At 66.2% G+C, this 20,951-nt stretch carries 20 protein-coding genes, 1 tRNA gene and 1 pseudogene; 15 read left to right on the forward strand and 7 right to left on the reverse strand.

Going from position 1 to position 20,951, the window contains the following annotated elements; translation table 11 throughout:
* Window positions 1-53: 53 nt before the first annotated feature.
* Window positions 54-653, reverse strand: a complete 600-nt coding sequence (gene uraD, locus ACP56T_RS05640) for a 2-oxo-4-hydroxy-4-carboxy-5-ureidoimidazoline decarboxylase (protein ID WP_430911142.1) — start codon at window positions 651-653, stop codon at window positions 54-56.
* A gap of 304 nt (window positions 654-957) precedes the next feature.
* Here uraD and ACP56T_RS05645 point away from each other — a divergent pair, with 304 nt between their 5' ends.
* The gene (locus ACP56T_RS05645) at window positions 958-1,305 is read left to right on the forward strand and encodes a hypothetical protein (RefSeq protein WP_430911143.1); all 348 of its coding nucleotides are present in this window, start codon (window positions 958-960) and stop codon (window positions 1,303-1,305) included.
* 1,262 nt (window positions 1,306-2,567) lie between these two features.
* Here ACP56T_RS05645 and ACP56T_RS05650 read toward each other — a convergent pair.
* Window positions 2,568-3,350, reverse strand: a complete 783-nt coding sequence (locus tag ACP56T_RS05650) for an FCD domain-containing protein (RefSeq protein WP_430911144.1) — start codon at window positions 3,348-3,350, stop codon at window positions 2,568-2,570.
* A 253-nt stretch (window positions 3,351-3,603) separates the two neighbouring features.
* On the opposite strand from ACP56T_RS05650, the gene ACP56T_RS05655 reads away from it, so the two are divergent.
* The 3 genes from ACP56T_RS05655 (at window position 3,604) to ACP56T_RS05665 (ending at window position 7,020) form a co-directional block, all read left to right on the forward strand.
* The gene (locus tag ACP56T_RS05655) at window positions 3,604-5,271 is read left to right on the forward strand and encodes an L-lactate permease (RefSeq protein ID WP_430911145.1); all 1,668 of its coding nucleotides are present in this window, start codon (window positions 3,604-3,606) and stop codon (window positions 5,269-5,271) included.
* An 82-nt stretch (window positions 5,272-5,353) separates the two neighbouring features.
* Window positions 5,354-6,499: an alpha-hydroxy acid oxidase gene (locus ACP56T_RS05660; protein ID WP_430911146.1), complete on the forward strand. Its 1,146-nt coding sequence runs from the start codon at window positions 5,354-5,356 to the stop codon at window positions 6,497-6,499.
* Between the two features lie 299 nt (window positions 6,500-6,798).
* Complete coding sequence (locus ACP56T_RS05665) at window positions 6,799-7,020, forward strand: hypothetical protein (protein WP_430911147.1); 222 nt, start codon at window positions 6,799-6,801, stop codon at window positions 7,018-7,020.
* 424 nt (window positions 7,021-7,444) lie between these two features.
* On the opposite strand, the gene ACP56T_RS05670 is transcribed toward ACP56T_RS05665, so the two are convergent.
* Window positions 7,445-8,554 (reverse strand): hypothetical protein, encoded by a 1,110-nt coding sequence (locus ACP56T_RS05670; protein WP_430911148.1) that lies wholly within the window; start codon window positions 8,552-8,554, stop codon window positions 7,445-7,447.
* A gap of 94 nt (window positions 8,555-8,648) precedes the next feature.
* A complete protein-coding gene (locus ACP56T_RS05675) occupies window positions 8,649-9,281 on the reverse strand; it encodes a hypothetical protein (RefSeq protein WP_430911149.1) in 633 nt (210 codons plus the stop codon).
* Window positions 9,282-9,642: 361 nt separating this feature from the next.
* On the opposite strand from ACP56T_RS05675, the gene ACP56T_RS05680 reads away from it, so the two are divergent.
* From ACP56T_RS05680 to ACP56T_RS05710, 7 genes and pseudogenes are all read left to right on the forward strand, one after another.
* On the forward strand, window positions 9,643-10,296 hold the full coding sequence (locus ACP56T_RS05680; protein WP_430911150.1) for a hypothetical protein: 654 nt from the start codon (window positions 9,643-9,645) through the stop codon (window positions 10,294-10,296).
* A gap of 484 nt (window positions 10,297-10,780) precedes the next feature.
* Window positions 10,781-10,897, forward strand: a pseudogene (locus ACP56T_RS05685) (ADP-ribosylglycohydrolase family protein); the annotation flags it as partial.
* 260 nt (window positions 10,898-11,157) lie between these two features.
* A complete protein-coding gene (locus ACP56T_RS05690) occupies window positions 11,158-13,269 on the forward strand; it encodes an HsdM family class I SAM-dependent methyltransferase (protein ID WP_430911151.1) in 2,112 nt (703 codons plus the stop codon).
* Window positions 13,262-13,585, forward strand: coding sequence for a restriction endonuclease subunit S (locus ACP56T_RS05695; RefSeq protein ID WP_430911152.1), 324 nt, complete (start codon window positions 13,262-13,264; stop codon window positions 13,583-13,585). Before ACP56T_RS05690 ends, ACP56T_RS05695 begins: the two co-directional genes overlap by 8 nt.
* Complete coding sequence (locus ACP56T_RS05700; protein WP_430911153.1) at window positions 13,522-14,439, forward strand: restriction endonuclease subunit S; 918 nt, start codon at window positions 13,522-13,524, stop codon at window positions 14,437-14,439. The genes ACP56T_RS05695 and ACP56T_RS05700 overlap by 64 nt, the downstream gene beginning before the upstream one ends.
* 416 nt (window positions 14,440-14,855) lie before the next feature.
* Entirely contained in the window at window positions 14,856-16,115 is a 1,260-nt protein-coding gene (locus ACP56T_RS05705; protein WP_430911154.1) for a PGN_0703 family putative restriction endonuclease, read from the forward strand.
* Window positions 16,115-16,462, forward strand: coding sequence for a DUF2958 domain-containing protein (locus tag ACP56T_RS05710; RefSeq protein WP_430911155.1), 348 nt, complete (start codon window positions 16,115-16,117; stop codon window positions 16,460-16,462). The genes ACP56T_RS05705 and ACP56T_RS05710 overlap by 1 nt, the downstream gene beginning before the upstream one ends.
* A gap of 202 nt (window positions 16,463-16,664) precedes the next feature.
* Here ACP56T_RS05710 and ACP56T_RS05715 read toward each other — a convergent pair whose 3' ends face one another.
* Window positions 16,665-16,928, reverse strand: a complete 264-nt coding sequence (locus ACP56T_RS05715; protein ID WP_430911156.1) for a helix-turn-helix domain-containing protein — start codon at window positions 16,926-16,928, stop codon at window positions 16,665-16,667.
* A 117-nt stretch (window positions 16,929-17,045) separates the two neighbouring features.
* On the opposite strand from ACP56T_RS05715, the gene ACP56T_RS05720 reads away from it, so the two are divergent.
* From ACP56T_RS05720 to ACP56T_RS05730, 3 genes are all read left to right on the forward strand, one after another.
* Window positions 17,046-17,387, forward strand: a complete 342-nt coding sequence (locus ACP56T_RS05720; RefSeq protein WP_430911157.1) for a hypothetical protein — start codon at window positions 17,046-17,048, stop codon at window positions 17,385-17,387.
* A gap of 5 nt (window positions 17,388-17,392) precedes the next feature.
* On the forward strand, window positions 17,393-18,148 hold the full coding sequence (locus tag ACP56T_RS05725; protein WP_430911158.1) for a hypothetical protein: 756 nt from the start codon (window positions 17,393-17,395) through the stop codon (window positions 18,146-18,148).
* Window positions 18,149-18,222: 74 nt separating this feature from the next.
* Window positions 18,223-18,657 (forward strand): hypothetical protein, encoded by a 435-nt coding sequence (locus ACP56T_RS05730; RefSeq protein WP_430911159.1) that lies wholly within the window; start codon window positions 18,223-18,225, stop codon window positions 18,655-18,657.
* A gap of 26 nt (window positions 18,658-18,683) precedes the next feature.
* Here ACP56T_RS05730 and ACP56T_RS05735 read toward each other — a convergent pair whose 3' ends face one another.
* The gene (locus ACP56T_RS05735) at window positions 18,684-20,333 is read right to left on the reverse strand and encodes a DUF6538 domain-containing protein (protein ID WP_430911160.1); all 1,650 of its coding nucleotides are present in this window, start codon (window positions 20,331-20,333) and stop codon (window positions 18,684-18,686) included.
* An 88-nt stretch (window positions 20,334-20,421) separates the two neighbouring features.
* Window positions 20,422-20,506: transfer RNA gene (locus ACP56T_RS05740), tRNA-Leu, on the reverse strand.
* 225 nt (window positions 20,507-20,731) lie between these two features.
* Between ACP56T_RS05740 and ACP56T_RS05745 the strand changes: the two genes are divergently transcribed.
* Window positions 20,732-20,899 (forward strand): hypothetical protein, encoded by a 168-nt coding sequence (locus ACP56T_RS05745; protein ID WP_430911161.1) that lies wholly within the window; start codon window positions 20,732-20,734, stop codon window positions 20,897-20,899.
* The last annotated feature ends 52 nt before the right edge of the window (window positions 20,900-20,951 follow it).

Genomic DNA, 20,951 nt, shown 5'->3' on the forward strand with positions numbered 1-20,951 from the left:
TCGGGCCCGTCCGCCGCCTGTCCACGAGGCGGCAGGCGGGCCCTTCGTCGTTGTCAGTCGAACGGCCCGAGGATGCGCTCGAGCCGTCCGTGCGTGATCGCGGCGATCTCCGCGAGCGCCGCCTCCTGCTCCGCCTCGGGCGTGTTCTCGAGCCGGTGCTCGAACGTCCGCAGGATCTCGGGCTGCGTCCGGCCGCGCACGGCGATGATGAACGGGAAGCCGAATGTCTGCCGGTAGGCGGCGTTGAGGCGGTCGAAGCGCGCGAGATCGGCCTCGCTCAGCCCGTCCAGTCCCGCGCTCCCCTGTTCGGCGACGGAATGGGCGGTCATCCGCCGCTGGCGCGCCTCCGCTCCGGCAAGCTCCGGGTGGGCGTTGAGGAAGCGCAGCCGCTCCTCGGCGGGCGCCGCGCGGACCGCCGCCATCATCGCCGCATGCAAGGCCTTCGGGCTGTCGAACGGCCGCTCCGGCAGAACCCGCTCGGCGACCCAGGGCGAGTTCTCGAACACGGCCCCGAAGGTCTCGAGAAACGCGGCCCGATCCATCGCGTTGACGCGTCCTATGTCGAGGACGGGAGCGGCCCCCAGGGCGACGGCCGCCGCGACGAGGCCGGGCAGCAGGCCGAACAACGTGCACGTTCCCATCGGCATACCCATCGCAGGATCCCAGAGTCCGTCCAGGAGAAGGGGATACCGGTTCTCCGTCCGGACATACGACAGAACAGGGATTTAGAGCCTGTCGGGCGCTCCTGAAAGCGTCCGACAGGCGCCGGGCGATTGATACGGCGCCCGCTCCGGCGGCGAAAGCCCGGACGGCGGCACACCCCGGCCGATACGAGCCGAAGTATCGTTTTGATCGATATTATAAATCAATGACATCGATTTGAATCATGCTGCGGCGCAGCGCATATTCCTCGTCATCACGAGGCGGTCGCCTCGAAAACCACGAGGACTCAAAGACATGTCCATTCGCAGCATCGCTCTCGCGGCCGCGGCCGCGTTCACCCTGTCCGCCACGGCTTCCGCCGAGAGCGTGAAGGCGCTTCAGGCGCGCAGCATCGATCTCGGCACCCTGTCGGGCGTGACCTATTACACGGCTCAGCCGGACGGCTACCGGGTGGTCGTGACCCTCGCCCGGCGCGAATCCGCCCCGGCGGTCCGCTTCGAGGCGACCCTGGCCCCCGGCCAGAGCACCGTCGTCTCGATCCCGCAGGAGCTCGGCGCTCAGGCGCAGGCGATCACGATCAGCCGCGTCGGCGACGAGGTGGTCGTCAGGAAGGCCGTCAGGGAAACCGCCTCGGCCGAATGACGCCGCCGGACAAGTCGTTCCAGGGGACAGAGCGCCGCGCCGATTTCGGGCGCGCCCTGTTCCTGTGCTGCTGCGTTGGTTCCGTTACAGTTCCGGAGCCAACGCAGCTCGCTCGTCGGCAAGGCGCTGCCGTGATCCCGCGCCGTCGACGCGGGAGACGATCACGCTCGGCGCCGTATGGCTCAGCGCGACGCCGATGCTGGCGCTGGCCGCAACGCCGAGCGAAAACCGCTTGCCTGCGGGCTCATGCGCCTGAACTGATTTCGAGAGAGAGACACGTCCCGCTTTTCGAGCGGCACCGGGCCGGTGGGACGTTCAGGAAAAAAGCGCAACGAAATCGAAGTCGATTTCAGCGATTGGTGCCCAGGAAAGGATTGGGCTTCCGTGCAACAAGTTCGTTTTTGATCAACGCGTTAGCGAACCTCGCCGAGGCCGCTGTGTACCACATCTGTGTGGTAGCATTCAACGGCAGTCCGTCTCTCAAACGCTCCGACATCCCACGGCCAAACAGGCTCGGATCGTTGGTCGCGCGCACGTCATCTCGCCATATCGAAACATACGCCACGCCCATCCCGGGCACCCGAGCCTCCACCGCTAGTCAGGCGGGGCGGAGAACCGCCGGGTCAAACGCCGAAGGGCATCGGCAGCAAGGGTAGTCCGGTACGCCGGGCCACTCAGGAGGAGGACCGGGTCGCCCCGAACCTCCAGACGACAGCCTGCCCCAAGGGTGCGGAGGGCAGGCATCCGTCCGCGTTGGCCGCTCGGTGAGCGGGAAGCGGTGAGTAAAGGCCGACAGCCCAACCCCGGCCTGCCTGTCACAAGGTTTCACCTCCGACCCCGGCTCCGACGGCCTCCCTCGCGGGGATCTGACGATCGCCAGCTTCCGCCGGGTCACCGGCGAAGCTGTGCTCTTCGAGCACAACAGCCCGCTCGGGCCTCCCCCTCCGGAGGCATGAGACGAGCCCCCTAACCGTTTTATGGATTCCCTCTACACAGGAAGGGGGGATCAGGAATAGGTCGGACGAGCGGAACACGCCCTGAACGCCAACCCCTTCATGCAAATGGGGTATCCCGGCGAGCCGCTCCGTTTCTCCCTACTGCAGCTCCGTTTCTTCATCGGGGTTCAGAAGCACACCTTTCGAACGGCGCCTTCCGCTTTCGACCCAACTAAGTCATTCACATACAGCCATGCGGATCCCGAAAGCGGACGCATGTTTCGCGGTGTCACGATGCGTCAAAGGCTTTACTGCGCTGATCAGAGCCTATCGCTCGACTTTCTGCCGTGTCGAAACCCGACCCCCATTCAGCCTGCGCAAGGATACCTGCAGACGCGCTTCCGATGCCTTGATCTCATTTAGGGCGTGGTGCGTGTAGTGGATGTGCGCCTCAGCGGCATTGCCCGCTTCCTCCGCGTTCCCGGCCATTACGCTCTCGAAGATCGCCCGATGTTGCGCACGCAGTTGGTCGCGCGTCTCCGGACGGGAGAACAAGGTCTCGCGGTTCTCGATCACACCCTTCCGGAGCAGGCCGGACAACGCCCGCATCGTGTGCAGCACCACGAGGTTGTGGCTCGCCTCGTAGACCGCGATGTGCAGGTCGACATCCGCCTCCGCCTCCTCGCGCCGGACGCCGCTCTCGTGAGCGCGGTCGATGCGATCCATACAGAGGCTGAGCCGCTCGCGATCGACGCTGTTCGCGCGTTCGGCCGCGAGGCGGGCCGCTAGCCGCTCGGTCGTCGCCCGGAACTCCAGATAATCGTCCACGACCTCCGCATGGGAGGCGATGAGCGCGATCAGCGGGTCCGTGATCCCGCGGCCGAGGGCGGCCACCGAGCGTCCGGTGGGCATTTGGACGATGAGGCCTTCGTCCTCCAGGATCTTGATGCCCTGTCGCAAGGTCGGGCGCGACACGTTGAGCTGCACGGCCAGATCACGCTCGGGCAGCAGATGATCGCCCGGGCTGAGAGAACCTTCGCGGATCAGATCCTTCAGGTGGCGCGCCGTGCTCTCGGCAGCGCTCGCCCCCTTGATCGAGTCCTCCTCCATCTCCCGCTCCCACTCACCCGTACCAACCCGCCCCGCCTGACAACTGTAGCTCGGGCAAGCGCTATGTCCAGTTGACACGCCTGGTAAAATTGTTTTACCAGGCGGCGGCCTGCGGTTTAATAATGAGCCCTGGCATCGATTCAGCTCGGTGAAGGCGGCCCTGGTTCCGCGCGCGTACGCCACACGCGCGGGGCGACGATGGGTGCTGGCTCGATCACAGCTTGGATTGGACCACCATCGGGAGGACCACGCCGTGAGTTGGAACCAAGTCTACGATCCCCTGGGCAGCGCCCTCTGGTCGACGGCGCTCGCCGCCCTGCCGATCGTTGTGCTCCTCGGCGGCATCGGCCTGCTGCACCTGAAGGCGCACGTCGCGGCTCTGCTGGGCCTCGTCGTGGCGCTCTGCGTCGCCGTGATCGGCTTCGGGATGCCGGCCCCGATGGCCGGGGCCACCGCCGTCTACGGCGCGGCGTTCGGCCTGCTGCCGATCGGCTGGATCATCCTCAACGTCATCTTCCTCTACCGGCTTACGGAGCGGACCGGGCAGTTCGACATCCTGCGCGACTCGATCGCCGGCATCACGCCGGACCGGCGGCTGCAGCTCCTGTTCATCGCGTTCTCGTTCGGCGCCTTCTTCGAGGGTGCGGCCGGCTTCGGCACGCCGGTGGCGGTGACGGCTGCGATGCTGATGGGCCTCGGTTTTACGCCGCTGGCCGCCGCGGGCCTCTCACTCATCGCCAACACCGCGCCCGTCGCCTACGGCGCGCTCGGCGCTCCCGTGATCGCACTCTCAGCGGTCACGGGGCTCGATCTCATCGCGCTGTCCGCGATGATCGGCCGGCAGCTGCCGTTCTTCTCCCTCCTCGTGCCGTTCTGGCTGATCTGGGCGTTCGCCGGCCGCAAGGGCATGCTGGAGGTCTGGCCGGCGCTGCTCGTGGCCGGTCTCTCGTTCGCGGTTCCGCAGTATCTCGTCTCGAACTTCCACGGCCCCTGGCTCGTGGACGTAGTCGCGGCGATCTGCTCGATGGCGGCGCTCGCCGGCTTCCTGCGCGTCTGGCAGCCCGCTCGCATCTGGACCGCGACCGATGTCGCCGCGGGAGCAGCGCCGGTCGCCGAGCGGCGGACCCACTCCCCCGGCACGGTGTTCCGCGCCTGGCTGCCCTGGCTGATCCTGTCGCTCTTCGTCTTCGCCTGGGGCACGCCGCAGTTCCGCGCCTGGCTCGACGCGCTCTGGGTATGGAAGATGCCGGTGCCGTACCTGCACAATCTCGTCTTCAAGATGCCGCCGGTCGTCGCCGCGAGTCACAGCGAGGCCGCGATCTATACCCTCAACCTGCTCTCGGCGACCGGCACCGGCATCCTGCTCTCGGCGATCGTGGGCGGCCTGATCCTCGGCTTCAGCCCGCTCAAGCTGCTGCGCGAGTACGGCCGCACCGCTTGGCTCGTGCGCTACTCCCTAATCACGATCTCGGCGATGCTGGCGCTGGGCTACGTCACCAAGTACTCGGGCACCGACGCGACGCTGGGCCTCGCCTTCGCGCAGACCGGCTGGATCTACCCGTTCTTCGGGGCGATGCTCGGCTGGCTCGGCGTGGCGCTGACGGGTTCCGACACGGCCTCGAACGTGCTGTTCGGCGGCCTGCAGAAGATCACCGCGGAACAGCTCGGCCTGTCGCCGACCCTGATGGCGGCCTCGAACTCCTCGGGCGGCGTGATGGGCAAGATGATCGACGCGCAGTCGATCGTCGTCGCCTCCACGGCGACGCAGTGGTACGGCGGCGAGGCGAAGATCCTGCGCTACGTCTTCTTCCATTCGATCGCGCTCGCCTGCCTCGTCGGCGTCCTGGTGATGCTGCAGGCCTACGTGCCGCCATTCACCGCCATGGTGCCGGCCGCGGCGATCCCGCCCCTCGCTCATTGAAGCCGCCGGGCCGGGGGTGAGCGATCCCTCCCGGTCATCCTTCTGCGCTGGCGATGGCGCCGCGCGCCCAAGGGGACTCAAGATGCGACTGAAGACCTGCCACAGCTTCCACGATTTCCGCCGCATGGCGAAGGCCCGGCTGCCCGGGCCGATCTTCGACTACATCGACGGGGCGGCCGACGACGAGGTGACCTACCGGCGCAACACGACGGCCTTCGACCGCTGCGACCTGGTGCCGAACGTCCTGCGCGGCGTCGGCGAGATCGACTTGTCCGTGACGGTTATGGGCCAGCGGCTCGCCCTGCCGGTCTACTGCTCGCCCACAGCCTTGCAGCGGCTGTTCCACCATCAGGGGGAGCGCGCCGTGGCCGCGGCGGCGGGCAAGCACGGGACGATGTTCGGTGTGTCCTCGCTCGGGACCGTGAGCCTGGAGGAAGCGCGTCGCATCAGCGGCGGTCCCCAGGTCTACCAGTTCTACTTCCACAAGGACCGCGGCTTGAATCGTGAGATGATGGCCCGCGCCAAGCAGGCCGGCATTGAGGTCATGATGCTGACCGTCGACAGCATCACGGGGGGGAACCGCGAGCGCGACAAGCGGACGGGGTTCTCGATCCCGTTCCGGCTCACCCTCGCCGGGATGATGCAGTTCGCTCTGAAGCCGGCCTGGGGGATCAACTATCTCACGCACGAGAGCTTCACGCTTCCGCAGCTCGACGGCCACGTCGATATGGGCGGGGGGGCACTCTCTATCAGCCGCTACTTCACTGAGATGCTCGATCCCAGCCTGTCGTGGGACGACGTCGCCGCCATGGTGCGTGAGTGGGGCGGCCAATTCTGCCTGAAGGGTGTGATGTCGGTGGAGGACGCCAAGCGTGCGGTCGACATCGGCTGCACCGGCATCATCCTGTCGAACCACGGCGGGCGCCAGCTCGACGGCTCGCGCACGGCCTTCGACCAGCTCGCCGAGATCGTGGACGCGGTCGGCGACCGGATCGACGTGATCATGGACGGCGGCGTCCAGCGCGGCACTCATGTCTTGAAGGCGTTGTCCGTTGGAGCGAAGGCCGTCGGCCTCGGACGCTACTACCTGTTCCCCCTCGCCGCGGCCGGTCAGGCCGGGGTCGAGCGCGCATTGGACCTGATGCGGTCCGAGATCGAACGGGACATGCGGTTGATGGGTTGCGCATCCGTCGATCAGCTGACCCGGAGCAACTTGCGCTTCTCCTGACGGGGTCCGGGCTTGCCGCTGTCGCGGGCCGTTGCAAGGCACCGCGATGCGGTTGAGCGCGGGTCCGCGAATCCTAGGAAAGACGCAGCATCGCCGGTCGTCCAGGCTTTTCAGCCGGATCGCAATCGGGATGCGCGTCCGAGGCGATCGAGCCCTTGGAAGAGGTCCGGCGCCGTGTCGCAGCCGACGGTCCGGATCAACATGGCCCGCTCGATCATCGGTTCCCGCATCAACGGCAGCTCGGGCGTGGCGCTTAATCCGGGTGAGATACGGCTCACCGAGACGTTGAGGAGGTCATCTTGCGTCCGCTCACGCCGCACGAACTCAAAATTTTGGCGGCTCTCGACGACGAATTCATGAGCGCGTCGGTCATCAAGATCCGGTCCGGCCACTCCAGCTCCGATCCCATCGACGGCGTCTGCGCGGCCTGCATCGAACTTGAGCGAAGAGGTCTGGCGGAGCGGACAGGGTCAGGTCGACGGTCGAAAAACCGCTGGCGTCGATCGCCGCAGATCAACTGAGCTTAAATTGGAAGATTATTTATCAAAGATAAATTTCTAGATTTAAGAGTTCAAGATTTTACCTTTCTTGCTTCGATCTTTGAGCTCGGAGCGGTTTGTACTGAAGCGAATTTTTGCTATTTGATTACTTGAATTAAGATCTGTCGATTCGCTTTCGGCATGAATTTGCTGCTGCCGAGCGTCCGCTTTTCCCGATCTGTGCCCGAAACCGGAACTGCAGAAATCCACCCTTCTCGGACAGATCATCCCGTGCTCTATGTCACGACGCCGCTCGAGCGTCAGCCGGCATACGAGGATTCCCGGCTACATTGGATGGCCAGATCACAGCCTATACGCTAACCCATTCATTCCAAAACGGATCGCGGCCGGCCAGTCCGTTTCTGGGGCCTGCCGCTCCGTTTCTCGAAGATGCCGAACCACACTCTCAGATGACCAGCGTCTTGTAGAGTTCCTCGCTCTGGCGCCGGTTCTCGTCCCGTTGGGACCATTCATAGTAGCGATCGTCAAACAGTTCACAGAAGTTCATCGCGCCCGCGCGCAACGCATTCTCCGGCAGACCCGTCTCGGCGCGCTGCTGCGCCTGCCTAAGCTGCTGCAGCGCCCGCGACACCCCGAATCGCTGCGTGCGGACCATACCCTGCGGGTCCATTCGCCGCATCGCCGCAATCTCCTTCAGCGGTACGAAGTGACCCGGCTGCTCCGGATCACTCAGCTCGATGCCTGGTGTGATCCCCTTCATCATGTACCGGAACCAGAACCACTGCGGGCCGATCGCCTTGTCGTGACGGCCCTTCACCAGCACCGTCTTCTCGCCCGGCACCTTCACCACCGGGCGCTCTGCGACCGTCTCGACGCACTCCTCGATCACCCGCTTCACCCAATCCCGGTGCACCTTCGGTACATGGGCGAGCAGGTGCGCATGCAGGCCACGCTGTTCGCTACGCTCAAACACCCACAGCCACGCCACCGGCAGACCGCGCTTCATCAGGCGCTTGCGCAGCAGTTCCCGGAACCGTCGGTCCGCCTGCCCCACCGCGAAATCGCCCGTGATGCCGACGCTCGCCCAGACGATGGTCGTCCACGTGTTCAGGACCAGCCCCAGGCAGTTTGCGAAGGCGACGGCGCCGTAGCCCAGATCGAAGTGATCGAGGGTCAGGTACTCGCTGGCGCCCCGGTACTCCCAGACGACTTCGTAGTCGCGCTGCGTCGCTCCCCGCACGGCCTGCGCCACCCGCACGTTCGGATCGTCGAAGGCTCCGGAGATCCACTCCGTCTCATCCCCTTCTGCGAGATCGTAGCCGCCGTCGATCAGGAAACGCAGGTGCGCCTCCCGCGACGGCCAGTGCTCGCGACGCGTCGGGTCTACCCCAGGCTCGCCGGCCGCACGCTCGCGTGGTGATGGCTCCTGCGTGTCGATCTGCCGGTGGCTGTCTTCTTCCCGTTCCTCCCTGTCGGCGAGGTACGGCGCGTCTCGCCATGCCGGCACCATGCCCAGCGTGCTGTTCATTCCGTCTTCCATGATCGTGATCTCCATGCCGCTTCACTCGGCGGGCGGCGTCAGGGGAATAGGTGTCGTCGAAGATCTGGGGAGGACGCCCAGCGGTGGGCGCCCTTTCACCGGTCCAAGGTCAGCGCAGGCCACGCAGGCGGGCGACCTCGTCCAGTAGGGCTTCACGGCCGAAATCGCTGAGGGCCTTGATGCGACCCGGGCGCTTCTTCTCGAACGCCTTCCGCTTCGCTTCGCTGCGGATGGCCAGGGCCTCGCGGAACAGCAGCAACGCCATCTCGCCGTGCCGACCGGCCTCGGGGATCTCGACACCGACCGCCAGCTTCGTCAGCCCTGCGGCATCACCATCGCGCAGGGCCAGCAGATCGGCCATGAGCAGGCCCGCCGCGCGCACGGCCGGGTCGGAGATCGCCATCAGCTGCTCAACCGACATGTCGGCGGTCAGGCTGTAGACCTCACGGCGCAGCGCTATAAGCGCTTCATCGTCCTGCGCACCGGCCTCCGCGTTTCCCGTGATCGTCGACGACGCAAGCGTTGCGACGCCATCCGAATCGACGTCCATCCGGTGGGACGGTGCCGGCGCATCCGGCACCATCGTGTCGTCACCATGGGAGATCACGGCCGTCAGCGGAGCGGAGATCGCCACCCCGGTCGCTTCGGTCGGCGCCGAAGCGTCATAGGTCTTGGTCTCGGTCTCGGCGCACTCGTCGTCGTGCGTCGCGTTGCGGGAGTACCGCTCCAGACGATCCATCATGGGCGTAGGGGTCCTGTTCACGTGAGGACCCAAGGTCGGTCAGCCGCCTCGGGGCAGCGGCCACACCGTGCCGTTGCCCCCCAGATTCATTTCAGGGCCCGAGAACTTGCGGGCAAAAATGCCCAAATAGTAGGCACACGGCAGCGTCATGCTCCATGAGCATACGCAACGACATGCGTGGTGCAAATAGCAGAACGACTTATACCACCATCCACCTCAACGGCCCTGGGAATGTCCTGCGTCGAACGCATGACAAGTGGGGCTTCAGCGGCTGCGATTTCGCCGTCGCCGTGTCGTCGGGACGCAAGAGAACCAGCGTGACCGTGAACCTTCGTCCGACCCCCAGGACGAGGCAAGCATCATGGCGCATCACGACGACGCGGACGACGCATCCATCTCGTTGGTGCGTTCCCCGACGCGTCGGCGTTTGCTGTCCCTGCTCACCAGTCTCGCGGCAGCCGCCGTCACCCCGGGCTCACTGCCCGCTCGGTCCATCGAGGATAACGGCGTCTGCGCTCCGGACACCATCCCCGATCTCTTCGCCGCGTTCGAAGCCCTGCTCGCCCGGCACGAAGCCGCCCTGTGGCGCTGCGACCGGCTCGAAGCATTCCTCCTCGCCGAACTCGAGCACCCCCGCGTGCGCCTGCCTAAGCCAGCCGGCTGCCTCATCCGCTACGCGGCCGACATCGACACAATCGTCCGCCTCGTCCCGCCGGGCCGCCGCCGCTGGCGCCTGCAGGAAGTCCTGATTCGTCGGCAGCGTGCCTGGGCTCGCGGCGCCCGCGCCTGCGGTCTCACCCGTGCTCAAGCGCAGGAAGCCACCCTCGACGCCGCCGTGCACGAGGCGGCCGCGACGCTCCTCGCCACGCCGGCCACCACCCTCGGCGACATCAGCACGAAGATCCTCGTCCTCCTCGCCAGCCAGGAACCCGGCGGGGCCTTCCGCGATGCCTCGCCCTGGGGCGAGCTGCGCTCCATCCTCGCTGACCTCGCGCGCCTCTCAGCAGGAGCGTGATGCGCCGTTCCCCCTGGCGCCCGAACGCTCTGGGTGTGACGCGAGAAGCCTTCCGGCTTAGCTCTGATTGAGCTGTCTTCGGCACTACATTTCAGCATAACCCCTGTGAGATGACATCCCCGGCGATGTGGTGAGGCCGGCTCTCCTGCGGCCCGTTCGGACAGCGACAGAGCTGTCCGCCACGCCGGGACTGCCGCACCGCCGACAAGACCGGTGCCGCCTTCACCAGACAGCCAACACGCTGCTGGACCTGTAGTGGGGAAGGCCGGAACACGCCCCCTCAGGCCTCGTCAGCTCTATCAACGACTTACCCGCCCACCACTCCGTTTCACCCGCCGGACGTTCCGTTTCTCCGTCCCCCGCACGCTTCCACACCCCACCGCTGAACGCCCTGCCGCTTCATCCCCATCGAGGACTGACGCCCCTGACCAGCACACCTGATCCTAATCCCGCCATCTAAGACCGCGCTCGCGGTGCCCTTCTTGGCCTCGCCGTCGGTGACGCCTTTGGCACTACGTCGGAGTTCACCCGCCGGGACACCCAGCCCCTTCATACCGAGATGACCGGCGGCGGCCCCTTCGACCTCGCCCCGGGGCAATAGCCCGACGATACGGCGATTTCGCTCGCGCTCGCCGGCAGCGTCATCAACTGCTGGACCATACCCTGGCCCGAGGCCAACCCGGTCCGCAAGCCAAGCGGTCGCTGTTGCTCGTCAGTCATCACGGCACGTGGCGTTCTCCGGTATGGTTAAGGTTGCTCAACGATTTTCCTGCTTGATGCTCGGAGGGCCTCTTTGTCGCTCGGCATCCGGAGGGGAGCTGGCGTCGGGAGACGCCATGACACAGGGGCCGGACTCGGGGCATGTCGGAGGAATTGATCAAGCGAGGTCTGGATGAGGGCGGCACATCCTACGGGGACTTCGAGTACCTCGACATTGGGGACACGCACCTCTCCGCCCTTCGCGACGCCAAGCTGATCCCTTATCGTGACTACACATCGTTCGAGGCACGCAAGCCCGACGGACTGATCATCGATCGGCGCTCGAAAAAAGCGCGTGTCGTCGCGGTGGTGGAGTTCAAGAAAAACCTCGCGAAGGACGATGGCATCGGCCAAGCCGCCGACGTCGGCGCGGCGGTCGGCGCCAAGTTCTGCATCTCCTCGGATGCCAAAGCCTCCTTCTGGTTCCTCCCAGACGAGACCAAGGCCTACAACCCCGTCCATCACGAGGATGGCACCCCGATCAAGGACGTCTTCCTCGCGCCGGGCCACCCCAAGGCTGCGGTGGCCGAGGCGAGCCGCGCGCTCGTCCATGCCCTGGACGAACGCCTCGACGGGGACCGGCTACGGCCGAAGAAGAGCCTCAACCCGTCGGCGCTCGCCCGGTCGGTCTGGCAGGACATCTACACGGCGGGGAACACGCCCAGTCCCGACAAATCGCTTGCGACGTTCGTCGAGATCTTCATGTTCAAGTACCTGTCCGACCTGGGGGTCCTGACGACCGATCAGAACGGCGTCGACATCAGTTTCGAGGCAGTGCTCTCGAAGCCTGCCGAGCAGTGCCTGCGGTACTATCGATTCCAGGTTCGCCAATACCTGCGCGATATGTTCCCAGAGGGGCCACGCGACCGGACCACGATCATGAATGGGTTCACGCTCAACGCGGAGAACGCCGATCACAACTACGTCTTCAAGAAGATCCTGACCAAGTTCAAGGAGTACGAGGTAGGTGAGGAGGGTGGCCGCCTCGTCGACATCGACAAGCAGTTCAAGTCGCGCCTGTTCGAGGAGTTTCTCAAGGGCAGCGTCGGGCAACGCTCGCTCGGACAGTTCTTCACCCCTCGGCGCCTGATGAGCGGCATCGTGGACATGGCGGATGTCGAGAGCCTCCCGTCGGGATCGTCTCTATGTGACCCTGCCTGCGGGGTCGGAGGCTTTGTCCTGGAGGCAGCGTCGCGGCGCGCGGCAAGGTTGAAGCGCCCTGAGTTCCAGATGGCGTTCAAGACCGCCAAGGAGAGGAAGCGCACGCTGAAGGTACCGTACGTCAAGTCGGACTTGATCTACCGAGGATTCGACAAGGGCAGCGACAAGATCGAAGAGAACCTAACCATCATTCTCGCGAAGGCCAATTTCGTGATCTATCAGTCAGACCTGTTGTCGAAGCACCCGGATGCAACGCTCGCGCTCGCAGAATCCTTCAACGACATCTTCCAGGCTTACTCCGATACCGCGCTTGGGTCCTTGTCCGACGTCGACGAGGGAGTCTACAACCTGATCTTGTCGAACCCGCCGTACGTCACCAGCGGATCGGCGAACCTCAAGGAGGCCGCCAAGCGAGCCGGCCTGCGTTACGACGCGGGTGGGACGGGCGTCGAAGGACTGTTCGTCGAGAAGATCGTCAAGGAGCTGGCCCCTGGCGGCCGCGCCTTCGTGATCCTACCGGACGGGGTTTTCCTCCGGGGGTCGGACGCCAAGCTGCGGGAGATGATTGCTCGGGAATGCTTCGTCGACGGAATGGTTTCGCTGCCTAACAAGACGTTCTTCGGGGTCAACAAGAAGACCTACGTCCTGTGCCTGCGCAAAAAGCAGTCGCCCAGCGAGGTGCAGCAGCACCCGATCTTCTCGTACATCGTGACAGCCTTCGGCGAGACACTCGACACCGGTCGACACCCGACCTCTGAGACCGATATGCCGGAGATGGCCCGACTCTTCCGCGCCTATGTCGCGGTTCGCGACCGCATCGCCGAGGACGAGGAAGCCGCGTCTCACATTCAGTCTGGCAAGCTCAAGCTCGTTGGACCGGAGTTGCTCGGTAAGACGTCCTGGACCATCGATCGATTCTGGACGAACGAGGAAAAGGCGGCCCTGGGCCTGTACGAGGAGAAAGAGGTACTCACCGAGGAAGAGTATTACGACGCCATTCGAACGCTGAAGGATAGCTTGGACGCCATCCTGAAGGAGGTCGGCGATGCCTGAGGCCCGGGTTCGCCAATTCGCCGTCTCGGAACTATTCAACGTTTTCCGTGGCAACTCCAAATACATCAAGACGTACTACCGCGAGCATCCCGGTCCCTATCCGGTCTACTCGGCTTCCGCCGATCCTAGCCTGGTTCACGGGACCGTCGATGGGTACGACTTCGACGGTCGGTATCTGACTTGGACGACCAACGGCTACGCAGGCTTCACGTTCGTACGCGAGGGCGGTTCTCTGCCACCCGCGACGTCGGGGTGCTCAAGCCCAAGGCGGAGCTTGCGGAGCGCATCGACCTTGGGTTCTTCGCGCCGGTCCTGACCAAGGTGCTGCGGGAGGCAGCGACCGGCCGGCGGAAGGAGAGCGGCGAGAGCGACTACGTCAAGATCGCATCAAAGAACGCCTCAGTCGTCCTGGTGCCCGTGCCTGTCGATGAGGACGGCCTGCCTTCGCTTGCGTTCCAAGAGGCAGTTGCCGCCCGGTATGCCTCGCTGCAGGCCCTCAAGATCCGGCTGGCCGGCCTCCTAGCAGACCTGTCGAAGAAGCGTATCGCCTTCGCTGCGCACCAGGGCGCGACCGAAGAGTTCAAGATCACCGACCTGTTCGATGTCGGGAAGGGAAATGGCGGTCTGACACGGAGCTACGTCCTCGCCCACGCGGGTGAGTACCCGGTGTACACGGGTTCGTCGTTTCGCAACGAGACGGCCGGGCACATCGACAGCTACGCCTATGAAGGCGACTACCTGACTTGGGCAGCGGACGGATACGCCGGACCGGTGTTCGCTAGGACCGGCCGCTTCAGCGCCAACAGCCATGCGGGGATCCTCAAGGCCAAGGAGGAGTTCGCACCGTATCTCCATCTCCCGTACCTCGAATACGCGCTCACCCCGATCTTCGAGAGCATGGCGGTCGGGCGGTACAGGCAGGATGGTTCGCCCGATTACACGCGCGTCACGGTCGGCATGGTGCGTGGCGCCGCGGTGATCCTGCCCGTCGATGTGGAGGGCCTACCCGACGCCGCGGTTCAAGCCGCCATCTCAGAGCGGATTGCTCCGCTCGAACGCGACAAGCGCGCGGTCGAGGACGAGCTTCGCCGCCTCGTGCAGGCCGACACGCTCGTCGATTGGGCAAACGGCCTCGACCCGTGGCGGGAAGACGAGATCGAAGCCGCCTAGTAAGATCAACGTAAATCTAATAAAAATCTCGTGACCACAATACATATCTCTGCTCAAGCCGCTGCCGGCTTCTAGAAGCACGTTCCTATACCTGTGAAACGCTATGGGTGTAGGCCCGCTTTGGGATGAGAAGCCGCTAATCAACGAGCTACATACAATACCCCCCCCTGCAACACCGGCTGCTGATGATCCCGCTAGCAGTATGTGCTGCGCAATCGCCGCCGTGTCCGAGTGATCTACAGGGAAGCCGTTGCGGGCTCTCCTGCACCTCCTCCGCCCGCCGTGAGGTTGCCATAACAACCTCCGCTTCACGACAATCCCACTCGCTGCCAGCGCCCTCCATTCCGACGCCCGCAACTCCCGGCCCGTGAAACTGAACCTTCAGCTGTCCTGATCCGCAGCTGAAGGCCAGCCCTATGCTCTCTGATCCCGCACCCGGCACCGCCGTAGCAGCCAGCCCCTTCATCCAGCCCCTCGTTCACGCTCCCTTCCTCAGCGAGACCCTCCGCCGCCAACACCACACCTTCGTCGCCAACGACAGCCGCTTCTCTGCCTCCTGCCGGGTGCTCGCTCACCTATGGCGCCAGGATCAGCAACACCCAGCCGCCACCTTCATCACCCGCGATTCTGCCGACAAGCCACGCCGCCGTCCCGCGAACTGGCTGCTCCGCCGCGACGCCGCGCAGGCCGGCGCCACCTTCCTCACCCCCGCCATCCGCGACCACGCCCGCCAGGCGCTCCTCTTCCGCGAGCCCGGCGCCCTGTGGAACGAGGACCGCCTCTGGGGACACCTCCTGTCCTCACAGGCCATGACCGTGAACCTCCTGGCCACCATGGCCGGGGACCTCACCCTCGCCACCCGCGTCTGGCGGGGCCTGCTGCCGGACCTCGTCGGCGAGGTGACCCGCATCCGGTTCGAGCACAGCCCGGGGCGCTTCTGCGACCGCTGGTACGGGGACGGCACGGCGCTCGACGCCCTCATCGAGGTGATCACGCCGCTGGGCGAGATCGCCGTCATCGGCGCGGAGCTGAAGTACGTCGAGGGCCTCACCGGCCCGACCGCCACGCCGCGCGCGCGCTACGTCGAGGCGGCACGTGAGAGCGGTCTGTACAAGGCCCCCGACAGCCCCACGCTCGCCCGTGCGGGCTTCGAGCAGCTGAGGCGCGAGCAGGTCATGGTCGCCCTGATGCTGCGCCACGGGCTGGCCTCGCGCGGGGCCTTCGTGCTCATCGCGCCGAAACTCAATCGCCGGGCTCAAGCCGTGGCCGCCCTCTACCGCACCGAACTGCGTGACCCCGACGGCCGCAACGACCCCGCCACGGTCGCCTTCCACAACATCACCCTGGAACGCATCATCGCTGCCCTGCACGAGGCCGGCGCCGCCGACCTCGCCCGGCAGCTCTGGGCTCGCTACTGCGACCACGCCAGGGTCGCCCAGTTCGCCCTGCACGGTGATGACCCTTCGTCCCCGCCGCCGGCTCCGAACCCGGTCCGCTCCCTGCCGCCGCCCGCGAGCACGCCGGAGACGGTGCCGGACGAGGCACCTCCGCCGGCTATCACCCGGACCAGCCGGCGACGTCGCCCTCCGGCGACTACGGCCGTCAAACGCTCCACGCGATCGGCAACGGTCCTACCTCCGTCCGACACAACCTCGACGGCGCGGGGGGCACGCTGATGCCCGCCCTCCTCACCGCCACCCTACGCGAACAGCTCCTCGCCAACGGCCGCCGCACTGCCCGCGGCGAGGAGATCGACCCACGCCCCGTCGTCAAGCTGTTCATGCCCGACGGTCCCGGCACCTGGCTCTTGGCCGAACTCGATCCGGCCGAGCCGACTCGGGCCTTCGGTCTGTGCGATCCCGGCCTCGGCTCGCCCGAACTCGGCTACGTCGACCTCACCGAACTGGCGGCCCTCCGGGGCCGTCTCCGTCTGTCCGTCGAGCGCGACCGTTACTTCATCGCCGACCGCCCCCTCTCGACCTACGCTGCCGAGGCTCAGGCCGCCGGGAGGATCGCCGCGTAACCGCCGGCCTCGTGACCAACACCGCCTGACCAAGGAGGCCCGGGAAAGCCGGAACACGGGCCTCGTTCGGGACCCTGTAAAACTGCTGTCAGTGCAGCGTGTTGGACACGACGCTACGTCTCTGGGTTCCGTTTCTCCGCAGCACCCTTCCGTTTCTTCGTCGGCCTAGCCGGTCGCTTCGGTTCGGAACCAACCTCACGCGCTACTTGCCGAGCTTGCGCCCGCTCCGCAGGGGCGCCGGACGAGCCTCCCCCTCCAACGGCTCGCGCAGCAGCTCCGCGCTCGCCACCCGCAGCGCCGCCGCCAGCTTATCCAGGGTATCGACGCTCGGGTTCTCGGTGGCTCTCTCGATCCGCCCGACGAAGCTGCGGTCCAGGCCCGCATCCACCGCCAACGCCTCCTGCGTCAGCCCCAGCGCGACCCGCAGCCGCCGCACGTTCCACCCGACCAGCGCGCGCCCGTTCATCGGGCCAAGCGCGGCCTTGTGGGACCATCAATCCACGGATTATGGTCCCCTCAACGCAAGAGCGCGGCACCAAAGCTGAAGCCCCCTCAGGCCCTCAGCACCTCCGGGACGGAAACCATGTACCCCCACCTCGACAGCGGACCCGGCTACACCTCCCCCGCCTGGCGGGTCTTCATCACCCCCGGCATCCTCATCCTGCGCTGGCAGTATCTCTTCCCCAAGGCCGGCAACGTGTTCGGCTCCGCCCGGCGCCTCGACAATCCCACCGCGCAGATCCTGTCGGCCGCCTTCTTCTGGCTTCTCGTCGGCGTGTTCGTTCTCAGTCTGATGTTCGGCGACCGCGGATCGCGGGACCAGGGCGGGGGCATCCGCAACGCCGACGGCAGCACGAGCTTCCGCCCCGTCACCCGTCCCGGCGCGCTGCCGACGCTCACCGCGCCCGCGCTCTCCACCCGGTGACGCCGATGCCCCGCCTCTCGCGAATCTCCGCTCTTCGCCTCAGCCGTCAGGCCTTGAGCTTTCTGTTCCTCACGACCGCCACGGCGGTCCCCGCTCCGGCCAAGGACCTACCCGCCGAACTCAAGACCGATGCCTACATGAGGTGGCCCAACGTTCATGTGGAGGCTGACCTGGGGCAGACCAGCCTCGGCTTGGCGCCGCTCCAAACCGTGATCGCGGCGTTCGAGGCCAGCACCGACCACCTCTGCATGGTCGCACCGGTCCGGGAGCCGGACTATCGCGTGCAGCAGCTCACCTGCGACAAGCCAGATGGTCGCCCCGCCATCTCCGCCCAGCTCCGTTACGCCGACAACCTCTACGTCCTCACCGACCTTAAGCTCGGCGGTCGCCCCCTTCAGGGAACGGCGGCCGTCAGCTTTCTCAAGAAGGTCGTGCCGATCGAGACCATGCTCGACAAGTTCCGCATCCTTGCAATCGCCCCGAAGGTCGGCCCCGTCGATCTCGGCACGCTCACCCAGATCCGGAAGAACCTTGCGGTCACCAACCCGGGTTCATCCTGCACGTCCAAAGAGCGACAGGAGGCTATGCTCTACGAGGTCGAGTGCTCGGTTAACTACCGCACCTACAGCTTCGTCCTCAAAAACAACGGTTTCGGCAACCTCTTGCTTTCCGACCTCCAGCGCGACGCCAAGAACCTCAACGGCGCGCAGCGGGCTGACGCCTTCCGAGACCTGTTCGACGTCGACCCGAACCACCCCTGACCCACTCCGGCTCGACGAAGCCTTCGCAAGCTCAGTCGACTGCCCCCTTCGCGAACACGAGGTCACGAACCGGCATGCGACCGAACCGACCGCTGCGGACCCGCCCCTCCGCGGCCCTTCTCGTCGGCATCTCTGTTCTGACGAGCACCGTGGCGCGTGCCGAACCCGCCTTCGACGGTGAGTTCAAGGGCCGGGGCGAGGGCCGTCTCAGCCTGCAGGTGTCCACCCTCGACGATCCACCGGCCGTTGCCGGGATGTACTTCGTCAGCGTCGAGACGGCGGTACTGAACCGCTGCACCGGGCAAGTCACCGGCATCGCCCGCAAGACGGCCCAGAACACGCTCAGGCTGCGCAAGAAGCCGGACGAGAACGGGGAAGCCTGCGAGATCACGTTGCGCTACAGGCCGGACGGCAAGTCGGTGCAGGTCGAGGAGAACGCCTGCGCCTACTGGCACGGCACCGAGTGTGCCTTCGACGGTCGCCTGACCAAGGTTCTCACCGGACGCTGACCCTCGTTCCTCGACGAAACGACCCCCTACACCTTGACCCAGGCCAGCCGGTTGATCGCGTCGGCACGGGCCTTCAGCGTCACGCCGCCGTAGCGTTCCGCCACTGACTTCGCCGACCACCCGCACAGCGCGTTGGTGACCTTGTCGCCGAAGCCGAGGTCCGTCGCCAGGACGCTGAACCGGTGCCGCCACCCGTGGTTCGGTGCCACCCCGGGGTCGCTCACCTGCTCGCGCCCGAACTCCGCCAGGCGGTTCTTCACCCCCTGCAACGGGCCCGTGATCCCCCCGGTCTGGTCGGGCACGAGGAACAGCCGCTCCCGCCGGACGCCCGACACAAATTCGGGGAACCCCAGCTCGACGAGCTGCGGGTGCAGCGGCACCTCCCGCAGCTTCTTCGTCTTCACCGTGCCCGCCTCCGGCGTGATCGTCAGCACCCACGTCCCGCCGGGATGTCCGTCCACCTCGACCCTGCGCAGATCCTGTTTGCGCAGCTGCACGAGTTCCCCGACCCGCGCGCCGGTGAACGCCATCAGCCACGGCACCCACCGCTTGGCCGCGGAGGTCTCGGGCAGCTCCTCGCCCTGCTGATGCTGCAAGGCGGCCCGCAGGATCCGTGTCGCCTCCTCGTCCGTGAACCACTTGTCCCGCGTCTGCGTCCTGGCGACCTTCATCACGCTGATGCCGGTGGCGGGGTTCGCCGGCAGCCGCCGGTTCGCCACCGCCCACCCGAACACCGACTTCAGCCCGGCGAGGTCGCTGTTCTTCACCGTCTGCGGCGAGATCGGCTTTCCGCCGCGCCCGACGCTTCTCAGGCGGTGGTCCTTGTAGGCGATCACGTCCTCGGCCGTGACGCGGCTCGCGTCGTCGTGCTTCAGGAAGGCCACGAAGCCGCGCATGGTGTTCGTGTACGACTCGCGGGTCGAGGCGGACTTGCCCGTCTTCTCGGCCTCCGCCCACCAGCCCTCCACCAGGCCGGTCAGCGTTACGCGCGCCGCCTTGCCCCGGACCGGTGCGGCTTCCTTCTGCTGTGTCCCTGCTGGCGGTGCCGACGGCTGCGCTGCCGGTGCTCGTATCGGCGCCGGGGCCGGCGATAGGGCATACCCGTCAGGCATCTCGCCACGGGCCATGCGCTGCAGCGTCAGGCTCGCGCGCTGCACGGCTGCGCCGACTGCCCGGGCGAGCTTCCTGCGCCCATCCTCATCGACGAGCAGGCCGCGCTCCTGCAAGGCACGATCGGCCCCTTCGCAGCACCACTGCTCCAGGCCCATCAGCCGCCCGAGGTCCGGGACGTCGCAGATCATGCCCACGGCTGACTTCGACGCGTCGAGCGGCGGGCGGGTGAAGACGCGGGCCCCCACCTCGACCGGCCAAAAGGTCTGCGCGCTCGGCTCGTCGGCATGCCGGGTCAGCCACGCGTCATGCACCGCGCCCGCGATCTCGTGGGCTTCGCGCTCGCTCAGCGTCTGCGGTCCCCGCCGCAACGTCGCCCAGCGGGCTTCGAGCTTCACCAGCTCCTCGGCCATCAGGCGCTTGGCCTCGGCCGGGTCCTTCGTCTTCAGGCTGAGGGTGACCTCCTGCCTCCCGACGACGGCGACGAGATCGACGGGCACGCGCCGACGCAGGCGGTACGTGTGCGAACCGGTGCGGAGCTGGGGTCGAGGCATCGACAGGACCATGCGTGTACCCGAAGCGTGTACCACGCGAGGTCCACTAACTACATGATCTATCAGAACTTCTTTGCGGATCAGCGCTTTAGGCGGCTGATGGTGCCCAGGAAAGGACTCGAACCTTCACCTCTTGCAAGACTGGTACCTGAAACCAGCGCGTCTACCAATTCCGCCACCTGGGCACGCTGACCGCATGCGGTCGGCGTGGGGTGTCGTTTAGGGGGCGCCGCGGGATGCGTCAATCGATTTGCGGCGCCGACCGCCCGGCCCGCATGCGGGCGTTGCATCCGGGCCGCGACCGGACGCATCGCCCGTCCCCCCGGCGGCGGTTACGATCCGCTCATCTCTTGCGGCGATGATCGTGCGGCGATGATCGGCGGCGCGGCCGGTTGCTCGGGAGATGGGCCATGGACCTCCTCTATCGCGGCGTCGAGACGATGCTGCTGATCTGCGCCCTCGCGCTCGGCATGGGGGCCCTGGCGGTCTCGTCGATGCCGCCGCGCGAGCGTCCCGCCCTCCAGGCTTCGGTGACGCTGCCGATGCTCACGGTGGTGGCGGACCGCGCCACGCCCTGACGATCCGGTCGAAACCGACGGCGAAATTCCCGTTTCGCGTGCAACCCTCGGG

It is taken from the genome of Methylobacterium endophyticum, from assembly GCF_050591105.1.
GTDB lineage: Bacteria > Pseudomonadota > Alphaproteobacteria > Rhizobiales > Beijerinckiaceae > Methylobacterium.

Excerpts from the sequence above, each read along its gene's own strand:
- uraD (WP_430911142.1), bottom strand. The coding sequence starts at position 653 with ATGGGTATGCCGATGGGAACGTGCACGTTGTTCGGCCTGCTGCCCGGC.
- ACP56T_RS05645 (WP_430911143.1), top strand. The coding sequence starts at position 958 with ATGTCCATTCGCAGCATCGCTCTCGCGGCCGCGGCCGCGTTCACCCTG.
- ACP56T_RS05650 (WP_430911144.1), bottom strand. The coding sequence starts at position 3,350 with ATGGAGGAGGACTCGATCAAGGGGGCGAGCGCTGCCGAGAGCACGGCG.
- ACP56T_RS05660 (WP_430911146.1), top strand. The coding sequence starts at position 5,354 with ATGCGACTGAAGACCTGCCACAGCTTCCACGATTTCCGCCGCATGGCG.
- ACP56T_RS05670 (WP_430911148.1), bottom strand. The coding sequence starts at position 8,554 with ATGGAGATCACGATCATGGAAGACGGAATGAACAGCACGCTGGGCATG.
- ACP56T_RS05675 (WP_430911149.1), bottom strand. The coding sequence starts at position 9,281 with ATGATGGATCGTCTGGAGCGGTACTCCCGCAACGCGACGCACGACGAC.
- ACP56T_RS05680 (WP_430911150.1), top strand. The coding sequence starts at position 9,643 with ATGGCGCATCACGACGACGCGGACGACGCATCCATCTCGTTGGTGCGT.
- ACP56T_RS05690 (WP_430911151.1), top strand. The coding sequence starts at position 11,158 with ATGTCGGAGGAATTGATCAAGCGAGGTCTGGATGAGGGCGGCACATCC.
- ACP56T_RS05695 (WP_430911152.1), top strand. The coding sequence starts at position 13,262 with ATGCCTGAGGCCCGGGTTCGCCAATTCGCCGTCTCGGAACTATTCAAC.
- ACP56T_RS05705 (WP_430911154.1), top strand. The coding sequence starts at position 14,856 with ATGCTCTCTGATCCCGCACCCGGCACCGCCGTAGCAGCCAGCCCCTTC.
- ACP56T_RS05710 (WP_430911155.1), top strand. The coding sequence starts at position 16,115 with ATGCCCGCCCTCCTCACCGCCACCCTACGCGAACAGCTCCTCGCCAAC.
- ACP56T_RS05715 (WP_430911156.1), bottom strand. The coding sequence starts at position 16,928 with ATGAACGGGCGCGCGCTGGTCGGGTGGAACGTGCGGCGGCTGCGGGTC.
- ACP56T_RS05720 (WP_430911157.1), top strand. The coding sequence starts at position 17,046 with ATGTACCCCCACCTCGACAGCGGACCCGGCTACACCTCCCCCGCCTGG.
- ACP56T_RS05725 (WP_430911158.1), top strand. The coding sequence starts at position 17,393 with ATGCCCCGCCTCTCGCGAATCTCCGCTCTTCGCCTCAGCCGTCAGGCC.
- ACP56T_RS05730 (WP_430911159.1), top strand. The coding sequence starts at position 18,223 with ATGCGACCGAACCGACCGCTGCGGACCCGCCCCTCCGCGGCCCTTCTC.
- ACP56T_RS05735 (WP_430911160.1), bottom strand. The coding sequence starts at position 20,333 with ATGGTCCTGTCGATGCCTCGACCCCAGCTCCGCACCGGTTCGCACACG.
- ACP56T_RS05745 (WP_430911161.1), top strand. The coding sequence starts at position 20,732 with ATGGACCTCCTCTATCGCGGCGTCGAGACGATGCTGCTGATCTGCGCC.